At 35.9% G+C, this 17924-nt stretch carries 12 protein-coding genes and 1 tRNA gene; 8 read left to right on the top strand and 5 right to left on the bottom strand.

Going from position 1 to position 17924, the window contains the following annotated elements:
- Position 1: 1 nt before the first annotated feature.
- The 8 genes from atpA to ACH2AZ_RS03300 all read left to right on the top strand — a co-directional run bounded on the left by atpA (position 2) and on the right by ACH2AZ_RS03300 (position 8927).
- Positions 2 to 1582 carry a F0F1 ATP synthase subunit alpha gene (gene atpA / locus ACH2AZ_RS03335; RefSeq protein WP_394906635.1) on the top strand — a complete coding sequence of 527 codons (1581 nt, stop codon included), beginning with the start codon at positions 2 to 4 and terminating at the stop codon, positions 1580 to 1582.
- Positions 1583 to 1643: 61 nt separating this feature from the next.
- A complete protein-coding gene (atpG, locus tag ACH2AZ_RS03330; protein ID WP_394906634.1) occupies positions 1644 to 2510 on the top strand; it encodes an ATP synthase F1 subunit gamma in 867 nt (288 codons plus the stop codon).
- A gap of 155 nt (positions 2511 to 2665) precedes the next feature.
- Positions 2666 to 4090 carry a lipopolysaccharide biosynthesis protein gene (locus ACH2AZ_RS03325; RefSeq protein ID WP_394906633.1) on the top strand — a complete coding sequence of 475 codons (1425 nt, stop codon included), beginning with the start codon at positions 2666 to 2668 and terminating at the stop codon, positions 4088 to 4090.
- A gap of 8 nt (positions 4091 to 4098) precedes the next feature.
- Entirely contained in the window at positions 4099 to 4530 is a 432-nt protein-coding gene (gene dut, locus ACH2AZ_RS03320; protein ID WP_394906632.1) for a dUTP diphosphatase, read from the top strand.
- A gap of 25 nt (positions 4531 to 4555) precedes the next feature.
- Positions 4556 to 5569 carry a sugar phosphate nucleotidyltransferase gene (locus ACH2AZ_RS03315; protein ID WP_394906631.1) on the top strand — a complete coding sequence of 338 codons (1014 nt, stop codon included), beginning with the start codon at positions 4556 to 4558 and terminating at the stop codon, positions 5567 to 5569.
- 1 nt (position 5570) lies between these two features.
- On the top strand, positions 5571 to 6926 hold the full coding sequence (locus ACH2AZ_RS03310) for a tetratricopeptide repeat protein (protein ID WP_394906630.1): 1356 nt from the start codon (positions 5571 to 5573) through the stop codon (positions 6924 to 6926).
- Positions 6927 to 6930: 4 nt separating this feature from the next.
- A complete protein-coding gene (locus ACH2AZ_RS03305; RefSeq protein WP_394906629.1) occupies positions 6931 to 7704 on the top strand; it encodes a DUF4292 domain-containing protein in 774 nt (257 codons plus the stop codon).
- Positions 7701 to 8927: a murein hydrolase activator EnvC family protein gene (locus ACH2AZ_RS03300; protein WP_394906628.1), complete on the top strand. Its 1227-nt coding sequence runs from the start codon at positions 7701 to 7703 to the stop codon at positions 8925 to 8927. Before ACH2AZ_RS03305 ends, ACH2AZ_RS03300 begins: the two co-directional genes overlap by 4 nt.
- Positions 8928 to 9096: 169 nt before the next feature.
- Here ACH2AZ_RS03300 and ACH2AZ_RS03295 read toward each other — a convergent pair.
- The 5 genes from ACH2AZ_RS03295 to ACH2AZ_RS03275 form a co-directional block, all read right to left on the bottom strand.
- Positions 9097 to 9170: transfer RNA gene (locus tag ACH2AZ_RS03295), tRNA-Ala, on the bottom strand.
- 97 nt (positions 9171 to 9267) lie between these two features.
- Positions 9268 to 11949, bottom strand: a complete 2682-nt coding sequence (locus ACH2AZ_RS03290) for a PD-(D/E)XK nuclease family protein (protein ID WP_394906627.1) — start codon at positions 11947 to 11949, stop codon at positions 9268 to 9270.
- 62 nt (positions 11950 to 12011) lie between these two features.
- Positions 12012 to 13388, bottom strand: coding sequence for an OmpA family protein (locus tag ACH2AZ_RS03285; protein WP_394906626.1), 1377 nt, complete (start codon positions 13386 to 13388; stop codon positions 12012 to 12014).
- A 115-nt stretch (positions 13389 to 13503) separates the two neighbouring features.
- On the bottom strand, positions 13504 to 14700 hold the full coding sequence (gene kbl, locus ACH2AZ_RS03280; RefSeq protein ID WP_394906625.1) for a glycine C-acetyltransferase: 1197 nt from the start codon (positions 14698 to 14700) through the stop codon (positions 13504 to 13506).
- An 18-nt stretch (positions 14701 to 14718) separates the two neighbouring features.
- Positions 14719 to 17865, bottom strand: coding sequence for a UvrD-helicase domain-containing protein (locus ACH2AZ_RS03275; RefSeq protein WP_394906624.1), 3147 nt, complete (start codon positions 17863 to 17865; stop codon positions 14719 to 14721).
- Between the last annotated feature and the right edge of the window lie 59 nt (positions 17866 to 17924).

The raw sequence follows: 17924 nt of genomic DNA, 5'->3' as shown, positions 1-17924 counted from the left end.
TATGGCAGAAGTAAATCCTGCTGAAGTTTCAGCAATTTTAAAAAAACAATTATCCGGATTTGAGGGAAAAGCTTCCTTAAATGAAGTAGGAACCGTACTTACCGTAGGTGATGGTATTGCCAATGTTTACGGCCTTACCAATGCAGAATACGGAGAACTCGTTGAGTTTGAAGGAGGTTTAGAAGGAATGGTACTTAACCTAGAGGAAGATAATGTTGGAGTAGTACTTTTAGGTGCTTCAAAAGCAATTAAAGAAGGGGATACCGTAAAGAGAACTCAGAAAATTGCTTCTATTCAAGTAGGAGAAGGTATCGTTGGTAGAGTAGTAGATACACTTGGAAAACCTATTGATGGTAAAGGGGCTATTTCAGGCGAAACCGTTCAAATGCCGTTAGAGCGTAAAGCTCCTGGGGTAATTTACAGAGAGCCCGTTACAGAACCTTTACAAACCGGAATCAAGTCTATTGATGCTTTGGTACCAGTAGGAAGAGGCCAGCGTGAATTAGTGATTGGAGATAGACAAACTGGTAAAACCACCGTTTGTATTGATACTATTCTTAACCAAAAAGAATTTTACGATAGAGGAGAACCTGTTTACTGTATTTATGTAGCTGTAGGTCAAAAGGCTTCTACCGTTGCCGGAATTGCTAAAACTTTAGAAGATAAAGGCGCACTAGCCTACACTACTATCGTAGCTGCAAATGCATCAGACCCAGCTCCTATGCAGGTATATGCTCCATTTGCCGGTGCTGCTATTGGTGAGTATTTTAGAGATACTGGTAGACCAGCCTTAATTATTTATGATGATTTATCAAAACAAGCCGTTGCTTACCGTGAGGTATCATTATTATTAAGAAGACCACCGGGACGTGAAGCTTATCCTGGAGATGTATTTTACTTACACTCAAGATTATTAGAACGTGCTGCAAAGGTTATCAATGATGATGATATCGCAAAAAACATGAATGACCTACCCGATTCTTTAAAAGATCGTGTAAAAGGTGGTGGTTCTTTAACTGCTTTGCCTGTTATTGAAACTCAAGCAGGTGACGTTTCGGCTTATATTCCAACAAACGTAATTTCGATTACTGACGGTCAGATATTCTTAACTTCAGATTTATTTAACTCAGGTGTACGTCCTGCAATTGATGTGGGAATCTCGGTTTCTCGTGTAGGAGGTTCGGCTCAGATTAAATCGATGAAAAAAGTTGCTGGTACTTTAAAATTAGATCAAGCCCAGTTTAGAGAGCTAGAAGCTTTTGCTAAATTCGGATCTGATCTTGATGCCTCAACTTTAAGCACTATCGAAAAAGGTAAGCGTAACGTTGAGATCTTAAAACAAGCTCAAAACGACCCTTACCCAGTAGAGAATCAAATTGCAATTGTTTACGCAGGTTCTAAAAACTTGCTAAAAGAAGTTCCTGTTGATCGCGTAAAAGAATTTGAAAAAGAATACCTGGAATTCTTAGATGCTAAACATAGAGATGTTTTAGACACATTAAAAGCCGGTAAGTTAACCGATGAGACTTTAGATGTGATGACAAAAGTAGCGAAAGAGTTATCTGGAAAATATAAAAAATAAAAATGAACTTCAGCAGTACTAGCTTAATAGTCCTGCTGAAGTTTAAATTCATCATTTTATAATGGCAAATTTAAAAGAGTTACGCAGCAGAATTAGTTCGGTATCTTCAACAATGCAGATTACCAGTGCCATGAAAATGGTATCGGCAGCAAAATTGAGCAAAGCGCAAGATGCCATTACCGCTATGCGTCCCTATGCAGATAAGTTGACAGAATTGCTTCAAAACTTAAGCGCGTCTTTAGACGAGGGTGCAAATAGTAAATTTGCTGAACAACGTGAAGTAGAGAATGTATTGGTCGTGGCTATCTCGTCAAATAGAGGTTTGGCTGGTGCTTTTAACTCAAACATCGTAAAAGGAACCAAAAATCTAATTCAAAACGATTTAAAAGATAAAAAAGTTAGCTTACTTACTCTGGGTAAAAAAGCCAATGATATCTTGAAAAAAGATTTTACTATCGCTAAAAACGATACCGCTATCTTTGATCATTTAGAATTTGACCAGGTTGTTCTTCTTACTGAAGAAATCATGCAAGATTTCATTGATAAGAAATACGATCGCGTTATTTTAGTATACAATTCTTTTAAAAATGCTGCAACCCAAATTGTAAAAACAGAGCAGTTTTTACCTATTGAGCCGCTAAATCAAGAGCAAGAGGAAAATACGTTAGCCGACTATAAGTTTGAGCCTAATAAAACCGAAATTATAGAAGAGCTAATTCCTAAATCGTTAAAGATGCAATTGTTTAAAGCATTGCGCGATTCATTTGCTTCTGAACATGGTGCTCGTATGACCGCTATGCACAAAGCAACAGATAATGCTACAGAGTTAAGAGACGCTCTAAAATTATCTTATAACAAAGCTAGACAAGCTTCGATTACTAACGAGATTTTAGAAATTGTAGGAGGTGCAGAAGCACTTAACGGTTAGTCTATATAAATAAAATATTGAAGCCTCGGTTCCCGAGGCTTTTTTTATACCCTATTTTTATCCGCTTTAAGCTTAATACAAACCGCTTGTATATAACTTACCGCATTGCTAGATTGCTAATAAATACCTACTTTTAAAACCTCAATTAAAGAGCCTTGAACACATTAAATAATTTCTTTAAAGACACATTAATTTATGGTATGGCCACCGTCTTACCACGATTAATGAATTTTTTATTGGTTCCTTTACTTACAGTTACACTAGAAAACGAAGATTACTCAGACAACACCGTGTTTTATGTTTATGCGGCCTTTTTTAATGTTTTACTCACCTATGGAATGGAAACTGCCTTTTTTAGGTTTTTTAGTAAACATCAAGAAAAAGAAAAGGTGTTTTCTACAGCATTTATCAGTCTTACTTTTACTACTTTAGCTTTTATAGGCTGCGTTTATCTTAACAGTGCGTTTTTAGCACAATGGGTTAATTTAAAACAAGATTACTTTAATCTACTCATTGCGGTAATTGGTTTAGACACCCTTGTGGTAATTCCCTTCGCCTATTTGCGCGCCACTGGGAAACCCATAAAATTTTCTGTAATTAAAATTTTAAATATCGCGTTGTATGTAGGTCTTAACTACTTTTTTTTGTGGTTTATCCCCAAAACTACTTGGTCTCTGGGTTTTCTAGATTATTCTCACGATCTAGTTACCTATGTTTTCATAGCTAATCTAGTGGCCAGTTTGTTCACTCTACTTTTGTTGTCGCCTTATTTTTTTAAAACAAAATGGCAATTCGATACGAGAATTTTTAAGCAGTTAATACAATACGGTTGGCCTATAATGGTGGCTGGATTAGCCTATGTAATCAATGAAAATTTTGATAAATGGCTTATACCTCAATTGCTAAATAAGGATATAAATGGAGCCTATGCTGCTTGCTACAAAATTGCGGTTTTCATGACCATTTTTATTCAAGGTTTTCGTCTCGGCGCCGAGCCATTTTTCTTTAACCACGCTGCACAAAAAAACGCAAAACATACATATGCTGTTATTATGAAGTACTTTGTGATATTAGGTAGTTTAATGCTAGTGTTTGTATGCGTTTATTTGCATCTTTTTAAACGATTAATAGTAAGAGATGATTCTTATTGGATAGCCATAAACATTGTACCCGTCGTCTTACTGGCTAATTTATTCTTAGGTATTTATTTTAATCTAGCCTACTGGTATAAACTAACCGATAAAACCCGTTTTGGCATGTATTTTTCGGTTTTAGGAGCAGGCATTACCATTTTACTCAATTACAGCCTTATTCCTATAATCGGTTTTATGGGCGGAGCTTATGCTACTCTTGCTGCCTATGTCATCATGGTGGTGATATCTTATCTTTACGGAAGAAAATACTACCACATACCCTATGATTTGACCAATATTTTAATTTATTTGGGATTAGGAATTGGTTTTTCATTTGCTTCATTCTACATATTTAACAGCGATTTATATATAGGAAGCCTGTTACTTTTCTTATTTTTGGGAATCATTTACATAAAAGAGAGAAAATTTATCGCTCAATTCTTATAACTAGTCCTATGACCGTTAAAATCATTAATAAATCTAAACATCCATTACCGCAGTACGCTACCCAAGGAGCAGCAGGAATGGATTTACGCGCCAATCTAGAAGATAAAGTTATTTTAGGTCCGCTAGAGCGCACCCTAATTAAAACAGGCTTATATATTGAACTTCCAATAGGCTACGAAGCTCAAGTAAGACCTCGTAGCGGTTTAGCCTTAAAAAAAGGCATTACTGTACTTAATTCTCCAGGCACAATCGATGCCGACTACCGAGGAGAAATAGGCATTATTTTGGTGAACCTCTCGCAAGAATCTTTTGTTATAGAAGATGGTGAGCGTATCGCACAAATGGTCATTGCCCAACACGAGCAAGCCAATCTAAAAGAAGTTAGCGTTCTCGAGGAAAGCCAACGTGGCGCCGGAGGATTTGGTAGCACCGGAAAATAAGTTAAAACGACATTAAAAATATCTTATGAGAATTATTGTACCTATGGCGGGCAGAGGCTCGCGTTTAAGACCGCACACCCTCACTGTACCAAAACCACTAATACCTATTGCGGGTAAACCCATTGTGCAACGCCTTGTAGAAGATATCGCACAAGTACTCGATGCGCCAATAGATGAAATAGCCTTTGTAATAGGAAAAGATTTTGGTCTGGAAATAGAAGAAAAGCTTAAGCAGATTGCCCAGAATTTAGGTGCCAAGGCGAGTATTTATATTCAAGATCAACCATTGGGCACTGGTCATGCCATTATGTGCGCACAAGACTCTTTAAGTGGTCCCGCAGTTATCGCTTACGCGGATACACTATTCAAAGCAGATTTCACGTTAGATAAAGAAGCAGATAGTGTAATTTGGGTAAAACAAGTTGAGAACCCCGAAGCTTATGGAGTGGTAAAATTAAACGATAAAAATGAAATAACAGATTTGGTTGAAAAACCAAAAGATAAAGTATCAGACCTTGCCGTTATCGGTATCTATTACTTTAAAGATGTAAGCGTACTTAAAAATCAATTGCAATTGGTTCTTGACGAGAAATTAATGCGTGGCGGAGAATATCAAATCAATGATGGTATAGAAAAAATGAAGCAAAAAGGTTTAGTCTTTAAGCCTGGGAAAGTAGATGAATGGATGGACTGCGGCAATAAAACTGTAACGGTAGCAACCAATAAGCGCATGCTTAACTTTTTGCATCAAGAAGAAAAGGAGCAACTTGTCTCTGATGATATTATTTTAGAACAATCAACCATTATTCCTCCTTGTTATATTGGTAAAGGCGTTAAATTGGTGAACACTACGGTTGGTCCAAATGTTTCTATAGGAGAGGGGTGTAGCATAGAAAACAGCCAGATAAAAAACAGTTTAATACAAACCCATAGCAACATTAGAAATGCACAACTCGATGAGGCTATGATCGGGAATCACGCTACATTTGATGGTAAATTCACAAAAATTAGCATTGGCGATTATTCAAGTTTAGATTAAGATGAAGCAGTATGCAATAGGACTTTTTATGTGTTCTCTGTTCACCATTATTGGAGTACAGCAAAAGTTTTATGCGCAAAAAAGTCCTATTGTTTCCGATTCGGTTTCTCAAGCTAACTTGGGTCAAGTAAACGACGAATTTCAAGAACTTTTTTTTGACGCCTTGGCGCAAAAAGCTATTTTAAACCATGAGCAGGCTATAAATTTATTATTAAAAGCCAAAAAATTTGACCGTAGCCAAGCGGTAGATTTAGAACTTGGTAAAAATTATTTGGCCTTAAAAAAATATCAAGAAGCCGAAAATTTGCTTAAACCCTTGACTGAAAAATATCCGCAAAAGCGCGAAGCTAAAAGCTTACTTTTTCAAGTTTACTTAGAAACAAATCAGTACAAAAAGGCCATACCGCTAGCAATAGATTTTGCCAAAAAAAATAATTTATTTTATGAAGATTTAGCCAATTTATACTTCCTTACGCAAAGTTATGAAGCCGCATTAGAGAGTTTAGACTATTTAAATTTGCAAGAGGGCTATTCTGAATATAGAGAAAATTTTAAAAAAAAGATATTTAAAAAGGCTCCCGCTAGCCTTAAAGAAACTTACCTGCGTAATTATATCGACAGGCATACGGGAGAAGAAGATGCTTACCTGGTTTTAATGCAGTTTTATCAAGAACAGAATAAGTTGGATAAAATGATGCAAGTTGCCCAAAAATTACTACGAGTAAATGCCAACGCTCCTGCAGCTCATTATGCCCTATATAAGCAATATCTCAAAGACAAAAAGTTTGATCAAGCCATCGTATCTATAAATAAAGTCATCAAAAATGTTGACAATCTAACTATAAAGAAGAGGGTATTACAGGATTTTGCACAATTTGTCCAGGAACAACCGCAATATAAAGATGAATTTTTGGCTTTGGTTGAAACCGAAATCGAGCGTGAAGCAAATAGCGAACTAGTAGCTGAATATATGGTCGATGAAAACCAGCTTGCTGCATTTAATCATTATATCTCTAAACTACAAGAAGATCCTTACCATTTTGAAACCCTTAAAAACGTGCTTATTTTAGCCCAAAAGCTCAAAAAATATGAGGTGCTCTTAGAAGTTAGCCAACAAGCAATTGATGTATACCCGTCTCAAGCACTTTTTTATTATACCCTAGGTTGGGGCCAGTTCAACACGCTTAAACTTGACGCAGCAGAGAAAAACCTTTTAATGAGTTTGAATCTGGTAGTAAATAACCAAACTTTACAGGCAGATATTTATAGGGCTTTAATCAATTATTATCAAGAAATGAATAATTCAGAAAAAGTTCAATCATTCAAAAATCAACTTCAAAATTTAAAAAATCGCTAGTGGCATGCTTAAAAATATAATTTATTTGTTTGCGGTTAGCCTTATTCTTTTGGGCTGTAAAACCAGTAAACCACTGAGTGGAAAGGTTTCAAAAGATGTTTCGATTAGGCAACTTACCAAGATTCACGAGAAGTCTTTTCCCGATATTAAAACTTTACAAGTACGCTTGCGCGGAAGCTACACCAGCAAAGAAGAATCACAATCTATTGCCATTAGCGCTCGCATAGAAAAAGATAAAGCCATTTGGTTGAGTGCAAAACTAGCTGGGATTATTCCTTTAGCCAAAGTTTATATCACTCCGAATAGAGTACAATACTATGAGAAAATAGACCAAACCTATTTTGATGGTGATTTTGAATTGCTAAGTAAATGGCTCAATCTACCGGTTGATTTCGAACAAGTACAAAATCTTTTGTTGGGACAAGCTATGTTTACCGCTACAAAAGGTAAATATGACTTATTATATCAAGAAAAAGAATATAAACTTACCGCTCAACTCAGTGCTTTTTTGAGTCAGACTTTACTTATAAATCCTTCTCATTTCCGATTAAATGCTCAACATTATCATAAATTAGATCAGGCCGAAAGTATTCGCATAAATTATCCCGAATATCAAAAAATTAACGATTTTTGGTTTCCCAAGAAAATTAATATACAAGCAAACAAAGTAAACGAAAACACACAAATTGAAATCGATTACAGAAGTATAGAAGTGAATAAGCCTGTAAGCTTCCCATTTGAAATCCCAAAAGGATATAAAGCCATAGAATTACCATGATTTATAAAACGCACTTTACCTTTTTTATGTTTTTCTTATGCCTGCTGCTAACCACACCGGTGTTAGCACAAAGCACGGCTCGTGAACGGCTTGAAGCAAAACGTATCGCATTAAAAAAAGAAATTGCGCAAATCAATAATTTACTAGAAAACAACCAGGAAAAAAGTAGGTCGCTACTGGTTCAAGTTGAAGATATTGAGCGTAAAATAAGCTCAACTCAACAACTGATAAAAGTGACCAACCAACAAGCTAATTTGCTTACTCGTGAGATAAATGAAAATTTGAGTAAAATCACCAAATTACGTAAAGATCTAGAGCAGCTAAAAGCTGATTATGCAAAAATGATTAGCAAATCTTATCGAAGCAAATCGCAAAAAAGCAGGGTGATGTTTTTACTTTCATCAGAAAGCTTTTTGCAGGCCTATAAGCGGTTGCAGTATATGAAACAATATGCTGACTACAGACACCAGCAAGGGGAGGAAATAAAAGAACAAACCCAAGAATTAAAAGAGCTAAACAATGAATTAATCGAACAGCGTAAAGCCAAGGAGTCTTTGTTAGCCGATAATCGAAAAACCCAACAAAAACTCAAAGAAGATAAACGAAGGCAAGAAATACTCATTGCTGAAGTACGAGAAAAAACAGGCAGCTTTAAAGCCCAACTTGCAGAGAGACAAAAAGAAATTAGCGAAATAGATGCGCAAATTCAGAAGCTAATTCGTGAAGCCATCGCTGCAGAAAACAAGAAAAAAGGTGCTAAAGTTAGTAAAAACAAATTTGCTTTAACACCCGAAGCTAAGGAACTTGCAGCCAACTTTGCCTCCAATAAGGGTAAATTACCTTGGCCTGTAAAATCTGGAGTGGTTACTATGAAATTTGGCGAACACCCATCAAAAACCATTCATACCGTTAAGATAATGAATAATGGTGTTCGTATAGAAACTAATGAGAATGAACCCGTGAATGCCATTTTTAAAGGTGAGGTATTTAAAATCCAGGCTATAAAAGGCGCTAATAAAGCCGTTATGATTAGACACGGTGACTTTATATCGGTTTATAATAACCTTAACGATATTCGGGTTGAGGTAGGCGAAAAAATTTCGCGTGGACAAATGATAGGTCAGGTAGGAAAAGCAACGGCAACCCAAAGACCTACATTAAATTTTTATATTTTTAAAAATACCACCTATTTAGATCCTTCTTTATGGATTTATAAGATGTAAGTAAATTGTAATATTGTGATCTCACGAGAATCTTCTATTTTAACTAGAATTAGCAATCTTGCCTGAACAGGACACTAAAAATTAAAGAAAGAGCCGTCGTGGCAATTTCTAAGAAATACTTAGATGAATAAAGTTATTTTTTGAGGGGTAGATAAAAGAAGAAAAAAAGTGGAGAATATCGGAGTCGAACCGATGACCTCTACGCTGCCAGCGTAGCGCTCTAGCCAGCTGAGCTAATTCCCCTGACTTTGTTGGGTACAAATATAATTTTTTTATTTAAATGTACATCATTTTTTATTGAATTCTTCGCCTTTTACTAGATCTTAAAAATCAATGCTTTTTACACCTCTTTTTCTACAAAATCTATTTTAGGATTGAGTATTTCTTCAATTAAACTTAGTAAAGTCGCTTCAAAATCGGCTAATAATTTTGCATCAATAAAAGTTTCTTTATCCTGCTTAACCTGCATAAATCCATTTTTTAAATTTTTAAATGAAATTATTCCGCCTTGAGCTTGATCGAAACCTTGAGTGCGCTGCACCATTAAAGCATAACATAAAACCTGTAAAATTTTGCTATATTGGTAATCGTTGATAATGGTATCAAAATCTTTAATTTTCAACTGGCTAGGAGTTACTAAACCGGTTTTATAGTCGATGATACGCAAAACCCCATTTTTACGGTCTATTCTATCAATCTTCCCTCCTATTCCATAATCGTTTTTGGTATTTAATTTGATTTTGAGAGGTACTTCAAGTCCGATCAATTCAATTTTATTGTCTTTCAACTCTTTTCTTTCTAGGGCTAAAAAACGTTTTATATATCGTTTGGCCACAGCATATATCAACAAGTTTTGACCAAATAGGTTTTTGGAATTAGCATAAGTATTGGCAAACTGTTTTTGCAGTTCTTTTTCGTAAATTTTATCGAGTTGATCAATATTATTTGTGTTCAAAAATTGCCCCTTAAATGGATCATATAAATTTTCGAGTGTGTCGTGAATGATGCTCCCAAGGGTATTGTAGGCTACTGTTTCTTCGACTTCTTCTTGATCGTTAATTTTTAATAAATATTGTTTATAAAAATCTTGAGGATTCCGCACATAGCTTGAAAGTGCCGATGGGGAAAACTTTTTGGCCATACTGGTCAACTCCTTAAGCATTAAAGCGGTTTTTTTACTCGATTTAGGTGTTTCTTTATTGATTCGTGCCTCTGGCATCCAATGAGTAACCTTGAGCTGCCGCTCGTATTCTAATTGAGCGATAAATCTGCTTTTTTCTCCGGCATTCAAGCCTTCAAAATTAGAGTTAAATAACAAGTGTACATCTTCGGCTCTTTGTAATAATCTATAAAAGTGATAGGTATATATAGCGTCTTTTTCTTTGAAGGTAGGCAAGCCATACTGGTGTTTTAAATCATATGGAATAAAAGAATTATTACTCTTTCCTGCCGGTAGGATACCCTCATTCACACCAGCCATAATTACGGTATCAAAATCTAATACACGTGTTTCTAGCATTCCCATAATTTGCAAGCCCTTAAATGGAGCACCCGTAAAATCAAGTTGATGTTGATTAATACTATCCCTATAAAAGCGATGAAGTGCCGAAATGCTTTTGATTTGATCTACCTCATCGAGTAGGTTTTGCAGTTGATTGAATAATTTTTGAAAGTGATAAATGTACTCCCGCTCCAGAGCTTTTTGGGTGGTAAAAAATTTTTCAAAAATTTTAATGATCTGTAAAAAGTTTTCTAAAATCTCTATTGGCTTTTTCTTTTGCGTAAAGCAAAGATTAAGCAGCTCAAATGATTCTGCTTTACATAACTCGCGTAATTCTTCTAATACAAAATATACCCTATTTTCTTCGGTTACATAATGCTGTAATTTAGCCACGTCTTTAGCTAATAGTTGTTGCATAAAAGGATGCTTAACTATTTCTAAAAATTGCTTGTAATAAATCTTCTTGTCTCCCGAAAGTTGAATTGCAAAAAGCGTTTCAAAAAAGCTTGCCAATGGGGTTTGACTTAATTTTAAACCCATGGTAATATTTACAGCGTGCACATTATCTGGCAAAGAATTTAAAAGTACTGGCAATAGGCCTTCATCGTTTAATACCAGAGCGGTATTTTGAATTTTCTCTTCTGAGAAACTACGAAGTAGGTTCCCTATGTATTTAGCTTGTCCTACATTCTTAGGTATACCAGTACAATGAATTTCGCCAAAATTATAATAATTCTCGGGCATTTCAGGAAACTTTTTGTCTTGGTAATAAGACCATTCGCTTTTATAGCGCCTTATAAATAACCCTGCGGCATGATAATTTTTATCTAAAAAGTACTGATCGATGTCCCAGAATATTTCGGCTTGTGCTCCCGTTAGTAATTCTTGAAACAAGGTTTGCTCTGCATTATTTAAGGCGTTAAAACCAATTAAATAATGCTTGGTCTGTTTATTATTTTCTATATAGTCTTTAATTTGGTCGGCTGCAACGCGATAAATCAATCCTTGATAGGCTTTTTTCTGTTTAAGCAAGTTGGCTACAAAATGTTGGTAAAGGCCTGGCAAAGCATTCCAAAATGCCAAATAATTTTGGATTAGGCTGGTTTTTCTTTCTTGCTTTGACCAATGGTTGATATCTTGAATATCGCCCAAGTAATTAAAGAAACTATCGGTATCGATTAAGTAACGGTCAATTTCATTAAAATCGTGCAAAAGCGTATGTGCCCATCCGTAAAATGTTTCAAAATCTTCCTTTTTCTCTTTTGGCATTACGGCCTCATACGATTCATAGAATTTAAATAAGGTCTTGTTAGCAGGCAACTGGCTTAACCCACTTACTTCTTGTATAAATTCTTCTATACTTAATACTTCTGGAGCAAAAATTGTATCCTCTACTTCTTTGCGTAAGATTTCTTTTAGGAATGCCCCTGCTCGCTTGCTGGGTAAAATAAATTTACAATGCTCTAGCCTGGGTTCCTGTTTCAAAATTTTAGATACCGTCTCTTCTATAAATGTTTGCATAGCCTAAAAATAAAAAAACGCCTCTTTTCAGAGGCGTTTTCAATATAATTATTTTGGTTTAATTAGTCTCTATTTTTCTCTAAAGAAACCTCAACACGTCTATTTTGCTGTCTACCTGCAGCAGTTTTATTGGTAGCTATTGGTCTTTCTTCACCGTAACCTTCAGAAGTAATTCTGCTGCTATCAATATTTGCTTGGTTTACTAAGTAATCTTTCACTGAAGCTGCACGTTCTTTTGAAAGTCTTAGGTTTAGTTTATTACTACCTTGACTATCTGTATGCCCTTCAATATGGAAAACAGTATTTGGGTACTCTTCCATAATATCAGCGATAGACTCTAAAGCTTCATATGATTCTTTACGGATTGAAGATTTACCAAGATCGAATAGAATCGTTTTAGAATATTCATTCAATTCGTTGATAATTTCAACAGTAACCTCTGGGCAACCATTATTGGCTGTAGTACCAGCTACATCTGGACACTGATCGTCTTTATCTAAAACACCATCATTGTCTCTATCTTGCCATGGGCATCCGTTGTTTTCTGCAGGACCTGCTTCGTTAGGGCAATTGTCATCTGCATCTTTAACTCCGTCACCATCGGCATCAGGACATCCATTTAATGATGCAACACCTGCCTCATTTGGACAATCATCTTCTGGATCGGCAATGCCATCACCATCTGTATCTGGACAACCCATAAACTCTGCACTTCCTGCTTCGTTAGGACATTTATCATCTTTATCTGGAATTCCGTCTCCGTCAGAATCAGGACATCCGTTAAATTCGGCTAAACCTGGCTCATTCGGACATTCGTCTTTATCATCATAAACACCGTCACCATCTGTATCGGTTCCTCCAAACGCAATTTTAATTCCCATAGAATGTTGGAAATGGTCTGGTCCTTCCATATCATCAAAAGCTTTTTTATAGGTACTTTGGATGTTGAAAGCAACGTTTTCTGTAAACCAAAAATTAAATCCTAAAGATCCATTTGCGGTTCCAAAACCTTCATCATCTAACCAGTTGTACCCTGCTCCCACTCCTAAATAAGGATCAAACCAACCAGTTTCGTTAATCATCTCTCTAAAGCTGTATTGTACAGCACCATCAACAGCATAGTAAGTTAAATCATCTACGCTTTGGTCACCAAACTTGTCGATACGGTTAAGCGAACCTGCTACTTCTGCAGAAAAGCCAGAACCGATGTATCTTCCTATAGTTAGTTTAGAAACTGAAGGTAAAATGTTGTAGTGATCTTTTACATTAAAAAACTCGCTGAACATACCCCCACGTGGTGCATCTTCACCTACAGGATAAGCGTCAACAGCGTTGATTCCAATACCAACCGCCCAAGGGTTGTTTTTATCTTGTGCTTGTAGGCTAGTTATTCCTAACAAGCATAAAGATGCCAATAATAATTTGCCAAGATGTTTCATATTCAAATATTTTTTTTAGTGTTATTGAAGCAAAAATAGAGGGTTCTTTAACATTTACAAAAATTAAAATAATAAAGTTTTCTTAATGAAAACCGCCTATTCATCAATAATTAGACTAAATAACTCCTAATTCTTTACCCACTTTTATGAATGCTTCAACAGCTTTTTCCAAATGAGCTTTTGTATGTGCTGCAGAGAGTTGAACACGTATTCTTGCTTGCTCTTTAGGCACTACAGGATAAAAGAAACCTATTACGTAAATTCCCTCTTCCAGTAACCTATCGGCCATTTTTTGAGAAAGTTTTGCATCGTATAACATAACTGGTACAATTGCCGAATCGCCGTCTATAATATCAAAGCCCGCAGCCTTCATTTCTTTTTTGAAATAAGCAGTATTTTCCATCACTTGATCTCTTAAATGCGTGCTTGAATTAAGCATCTCAAATACTTTGTTTGAGGCGCCTACAATGGCAGGAGCCAAGGAGTTTGAAAACAAATAAGGTCGAGATCGTTGTCTTAACAACTCAATAATTTCTTTTTTACCAGTGGTATATCCGCCCATAGCGCCACCCAAAGCCTTACCTAGAGTACCGGTAATGATATCTATTCTACCCATTACATCTTTCTCTTCTAGTGTACCTATACCGTTGGCTCCAATAAAACCAGTGGCATGGCACTCGTCTATCATAACCAAAGCATCGTATTTGTCGGCTAAATCACAAATTTGATCAAGTGGAGCCACTAGACCATCCATTGAAAACACGCCATCGGTAACTATAATTTTAAAACGTGCCCCGTCTTCATTGGCTTGCTTTAGTTGTTTTTCTAAATCGGCCATATTGTTATTTTGATAACGGTATCTAGCCGCCTTACATAGGCGCACACCATCTATAATTGAAGCGTGATTTAACGAGTCAGAAATAATGGCATCCTCTTTAGTTAAGATAGGCTCAAAAACCCCTCCATTGGCATCAAAAGCTGCCGCATAAAGAATGGTATCTTCGGTTTGATAAAAGTCTGCTATATTTTGCTCAAGTTTTTTGTGGATATCTTGTGTTCCGCAGATAAAACGTACACTGCTCATACCAAATCCGCGTTCATCTAAAGTGTCTTTAGCCGCTTGAATCACCTCTGGGTGTGATGACAAACCTAAGTAGTTGTTGGCACAAAAGTTAATAACCTCTTCACCAGTTTCAATCTTAATTACTGCATCTTGTGGTGAAGTAATTACGCGTTCTTTCTTATACAGCCCATTTTCTTTAATTTCGTCTAACTGAGCTTGCAAATGTGCTTTAATTTCTTTGCTATACATAGTGTTTTGTTTTAAATATCAAAGATAAACAATCTTTATGTTCTGCCTGTTTTCTAAATATATTAATACACCTTTCTTCACAGTATATCCTAATTTCTTAATTGCTTCGGCATATTCATTGAGTTGTATTTTATGATCGGGACTATAAGACCCAGTTTTATAGTCAATTATTACCGCTTCTTTGTTTTTGAGACAGAGACGATCTAAACGTTTATAAGCATGATCTACCAAGAGTTCTTTTTCTGTATAAACGGTATAAGCTTTAGTAAAATAGCTGTTTAATTCTGGATGATTTACCATTTTCGTGAAACTTTGCTCGTATTCGAGAGCTTCTTTTTGGTTCAAATCACCTTGTTCTACAGCATTGGCCAAAGCAGGCTGAATATCTTCTACAGTAATGATTTGACTTAAAATCTCGTGTACCATATCTCCATAAGCTATAGCTTCTTCTTGAGACGTAAGCCACATACTCGCATTTTTGGTCATCAAAGCGGCTTGGTGATTTTCTGGCGGCGTTGAAATAAAGCTAAAATCCTGCATAACCACCTTCTTGTCTTCAATTGCATTGGGCTTAGGCTTATGTCCCCAATGGTAATGCCAAGCATCTGCCTCCCACTTGTTTTGTTTTTCTAAAAATCGTTGAAATAGCACACCAAAAGTATTTTCTTCACGCTGAGCTGTTTTAGAAGTTTCTATTTTACTGATGATATACAACTGCTCTTTTGCTCGCGTTAATGCGACATACAACACATTTATTTCATCAAGTAACTTATGTTGGGCTAACACGTCAAAATCTTCTTTTAATTTTTTACTGTAATGAGGTGTTTCTTTGTTTACACTTAAATAGCCTAAGGGAAGCTCAAAATCATCTATTAATGCCCAGAGACTATCCCGACTAAAATCGTCTAACTTTTGTTGCGCAAACGGATAAATTACTATAGGAAACTCCAGTCCTTTAGACTTGTGAACGCTTAAAATTTGCACCGCTTCTATTCCTTGAGCGGCCACAATACTCAATTTATCTTTTTTCTTGTTCCACACCTCAACCAATTGCATTAAACCCGCATGGCTTTTTTGGGTAAACTCGTAAACAAAATCTAAATAGTACTGCAGATAAGCATCGGCTTTTTTTACAATTTTAAATGATCTTATCACATACTCGGCAGCTTCATATAAAGGCAATTTTTGGAACTGCTGTAAAGAAAAGTGAAATCCGTATACTTGTAAAGAATCAAAAAATAATTCTATAGAAAGCGATAACCTTGTCTTATAAAATGCGAGTTCTTCTTTTTGAAATGTAATTTGTTGACTTAAAAAATACAGCAATTCATATCTGATTTCTTTGTTTTCTGGCTGTAGGCTTAATTCAAATATTTGCTGCACAAAATTTACCGTTTTACTTTTACTAAGCAATAAGGCTTCTGATGAGATTACCGGTATGCCCGCTTCAACCAAATGATTGGCCAACAAGATGCCATGTTTGTTTTTCCGCGTAAGCAAACAAATATCGCTTAAGGGAGTACCTTCTTCTTTTAATTCTTGTATTATTTTAACGGTTTTTGCTGCATAGGCCAAATTTTGTTCTTCGCTGTTTTTACCTTCTATAAAGTCAAGCTGAACATAACCTTGCGCACTTTTCACTTTTTGCTGTTCGGCTTGAGCATATAAGTTTTGATAAGTATCAAATGAAAAATAATCACTTAAGAAAGTAAAAAATTGATTGTTAAAATCGATGATTTCTTGGTAGCTGCGGTAATTTGCCGGTAAATTGAGGGTTTTCCCCGTGATAGAAAATGGGGAGTGCCCTTCGTATAAATTAATAAATTGCTCGGCTTTACCGCCGCGCCACCTATAAATAGATTGTTTTGCATCACCAACCAAAAATAAATTTCCCGTTTTATTTTCGGTATTAAATCCGCTTAAGCTGTTATTGATTAGGGGCTGCAAATTTTCCCATTGTAAAGCCGATGTATCTTGAAATTCATCTATAAAAAAATTGTGATAACGTTCACCTAGGCGTTCATAAATAAAAGGAGCCGGCTGGTTTTTAACTTCTTCGCTTATTTTTTTGTTAAAGTCTACCATCAGCAACATATCCCGTTCTTCCTTAATCAAATCTATTTCACTTTGAATGGCAAAAAGCAACGATTGTGCATCGACATTTTTGGCCAAGGCCGCATAAAATTTCACTTGATAATAATTGTCTCTAATCGCATAAAAAAGTTCGGCTATTTGGGGCTGTAATGCATCTATTTGCGCTTGCTCTTCGCTGGAGGTTTTACCCTTAGTATAAAGCGGATTATCGGCTATTTTTTCTTGCCAAACCGCACCCGAAACCTTAGGCAAATCGCCGTTTAAATTTTTCCTAAAAAAACCAGGTACAGAACCTCTGTTAAAACATTTTTCTGGAATTTGATTTTGTTCAAGCAACTCAAAAAAGACCTCTGCATGCTTTTTATTTTGCTTGATTAGCTCGCTTTCGGCGGATTTCAACTGATTATAAAAGACATCAAAATCCTTCAATTCATATTCTGTCAATAAATCTAAATAAGCAAAATTGTCTTCTGCCAGTAACAGCTTAGCCATTTTGGTTAAATCCCTACGGATGTCCCAAGACTTATCATCGTCTGCTTTTTTAAGTACAAAATTGATTAATGCCTGGGTAATTTGAGGCTGGCTACCCGCTTTGTTTATCACACGATCTACCGCTTCTTCAATCACTAAGTCGCTATCTAGCTCTACTTCAAAATTTACGTTGATGTCAAGGTCCTTTGCAAACGTGCGTAGTAATCTATGCGTAAATCCATCTATAGTTGATATTTCAAAAGCCGCATAATTATGCAAAATATGATTTACTACGGCCTTACTTTTATAACGTATTACTTGAGGTTCTAGGTGTACCGATTCAGCTACAACATCAAAAAGAGCCCGACTATTTTCTGGGGTCACCTCTTGACTAAAATCGATTAAAGCGTGAAGCACTCGAGATTTTAACTCACTAACCGCCTTATTGGTAAAGGTTATAGCTAAAATATGCTTATAATAATCTGGTTTTGGCGCCTGTAAAACCAGTTGCAAATACTCTTTGACCATGGTAAAGGTTTTCCCCGATCCGGCCGAAGCATTATAAATGATAAAAGAAGGCTGCTTTTGCTGTGTAGACATAGAAAAGAATTTAAGCGAAAATACAATTATTAACAGTAAAAATTGAACTGCGTTTAAGC

It is taken from the genome of uncultured Mesonia sp. (assembly GCA_947499595.1).
GTDB classification, from domain to species: domain Bacteria; phylum Bacteroidota; class Bacteroidia; order Flavobacteriales; family Flavobacteriaceae; genus Mesonia; species Mesonia sediminis.
This window is presented reverse-complemented; position numbering and strand designations above follow the sequence as displayed.

Bases quoted from the DNA above. Each gene is read 5' to 3' on its own strand.
- kbl (WP_394906625.1), bottom strand. From the start codon at position 14,700: ATGTATAGCAAAGAAATTAAAGCACATTTGCAAGCTCAGTTAGACGAA.
- ACH2AZ_RS03300 (WP_394906628.1), top strand. From the start codon at position 7,701: ATGATTTATAAAACGCACTTTACCTTTTTTATGTTTTTCTTATGCCTG.
- ACH2AZ_RS03290 (WP_394906627.1), bottom strand. From the start codon at position 11,949: ATGCAAACATTTATAGAAGAGACGGTATCTAAAATTTTGAAACAGGAA.
- ACH2AZ_RS03285 (WP_394906626.1), bottom strand. From the start codon at position 13,388: ATGAAACATCTTGGCAAATTATTATTGGCATCTTTATGCTTGTTAGGA.
- atpA (WP_394906635.1), top strand. From the start codon at position 2: ATGGCAGAAGTAAATCCTGCTGAAGTTTCAGCAATTTTAAAAAAACAA.
- dut (WP_394906632.1), top strand. From the start codon at position 4,099: ATGACCGTTAAAATCATTAATAAATCTAAACATCCATTACCGCAGTAC.
- ACH2AZ_RS03305 (WP_394906629.1), top strand. From the start codon at position 6,931: ATGCTTAAAAATATAATTTATTTGTTTGCGGTTAGCCTTATTCTTTTG.
- ACH2AZ_RS03310 (WP_394906630.1), top strand. From the start codon at position 5,571: ATGAAGCAGTATGCAATAGGACTTTTTATGTGTTCTCTGTTCACCATT.
- atpG (WP_394906634.1), top strand. From the start codon at position 1,644: ATGGCAAATTTAAAAGAGTTACGCAGCAGAATTAGTTCGGTATCTTCA.
- ACH2AZ_RS03315 (WP_394906631.1), top strand. From the start codon at position 4,556: ATGAGAATTATTGTACCTATGGCGGGCAGAGGCTCGCGTTTAAGACCG.
- ACH2AZ_RS03275 (WP_394906624.1), bottom strand. From the start codon at position 17,865: ATGTCTACACAGCAAAAGCAGCCTTCTTTTATCATTTATAATGCTTCG.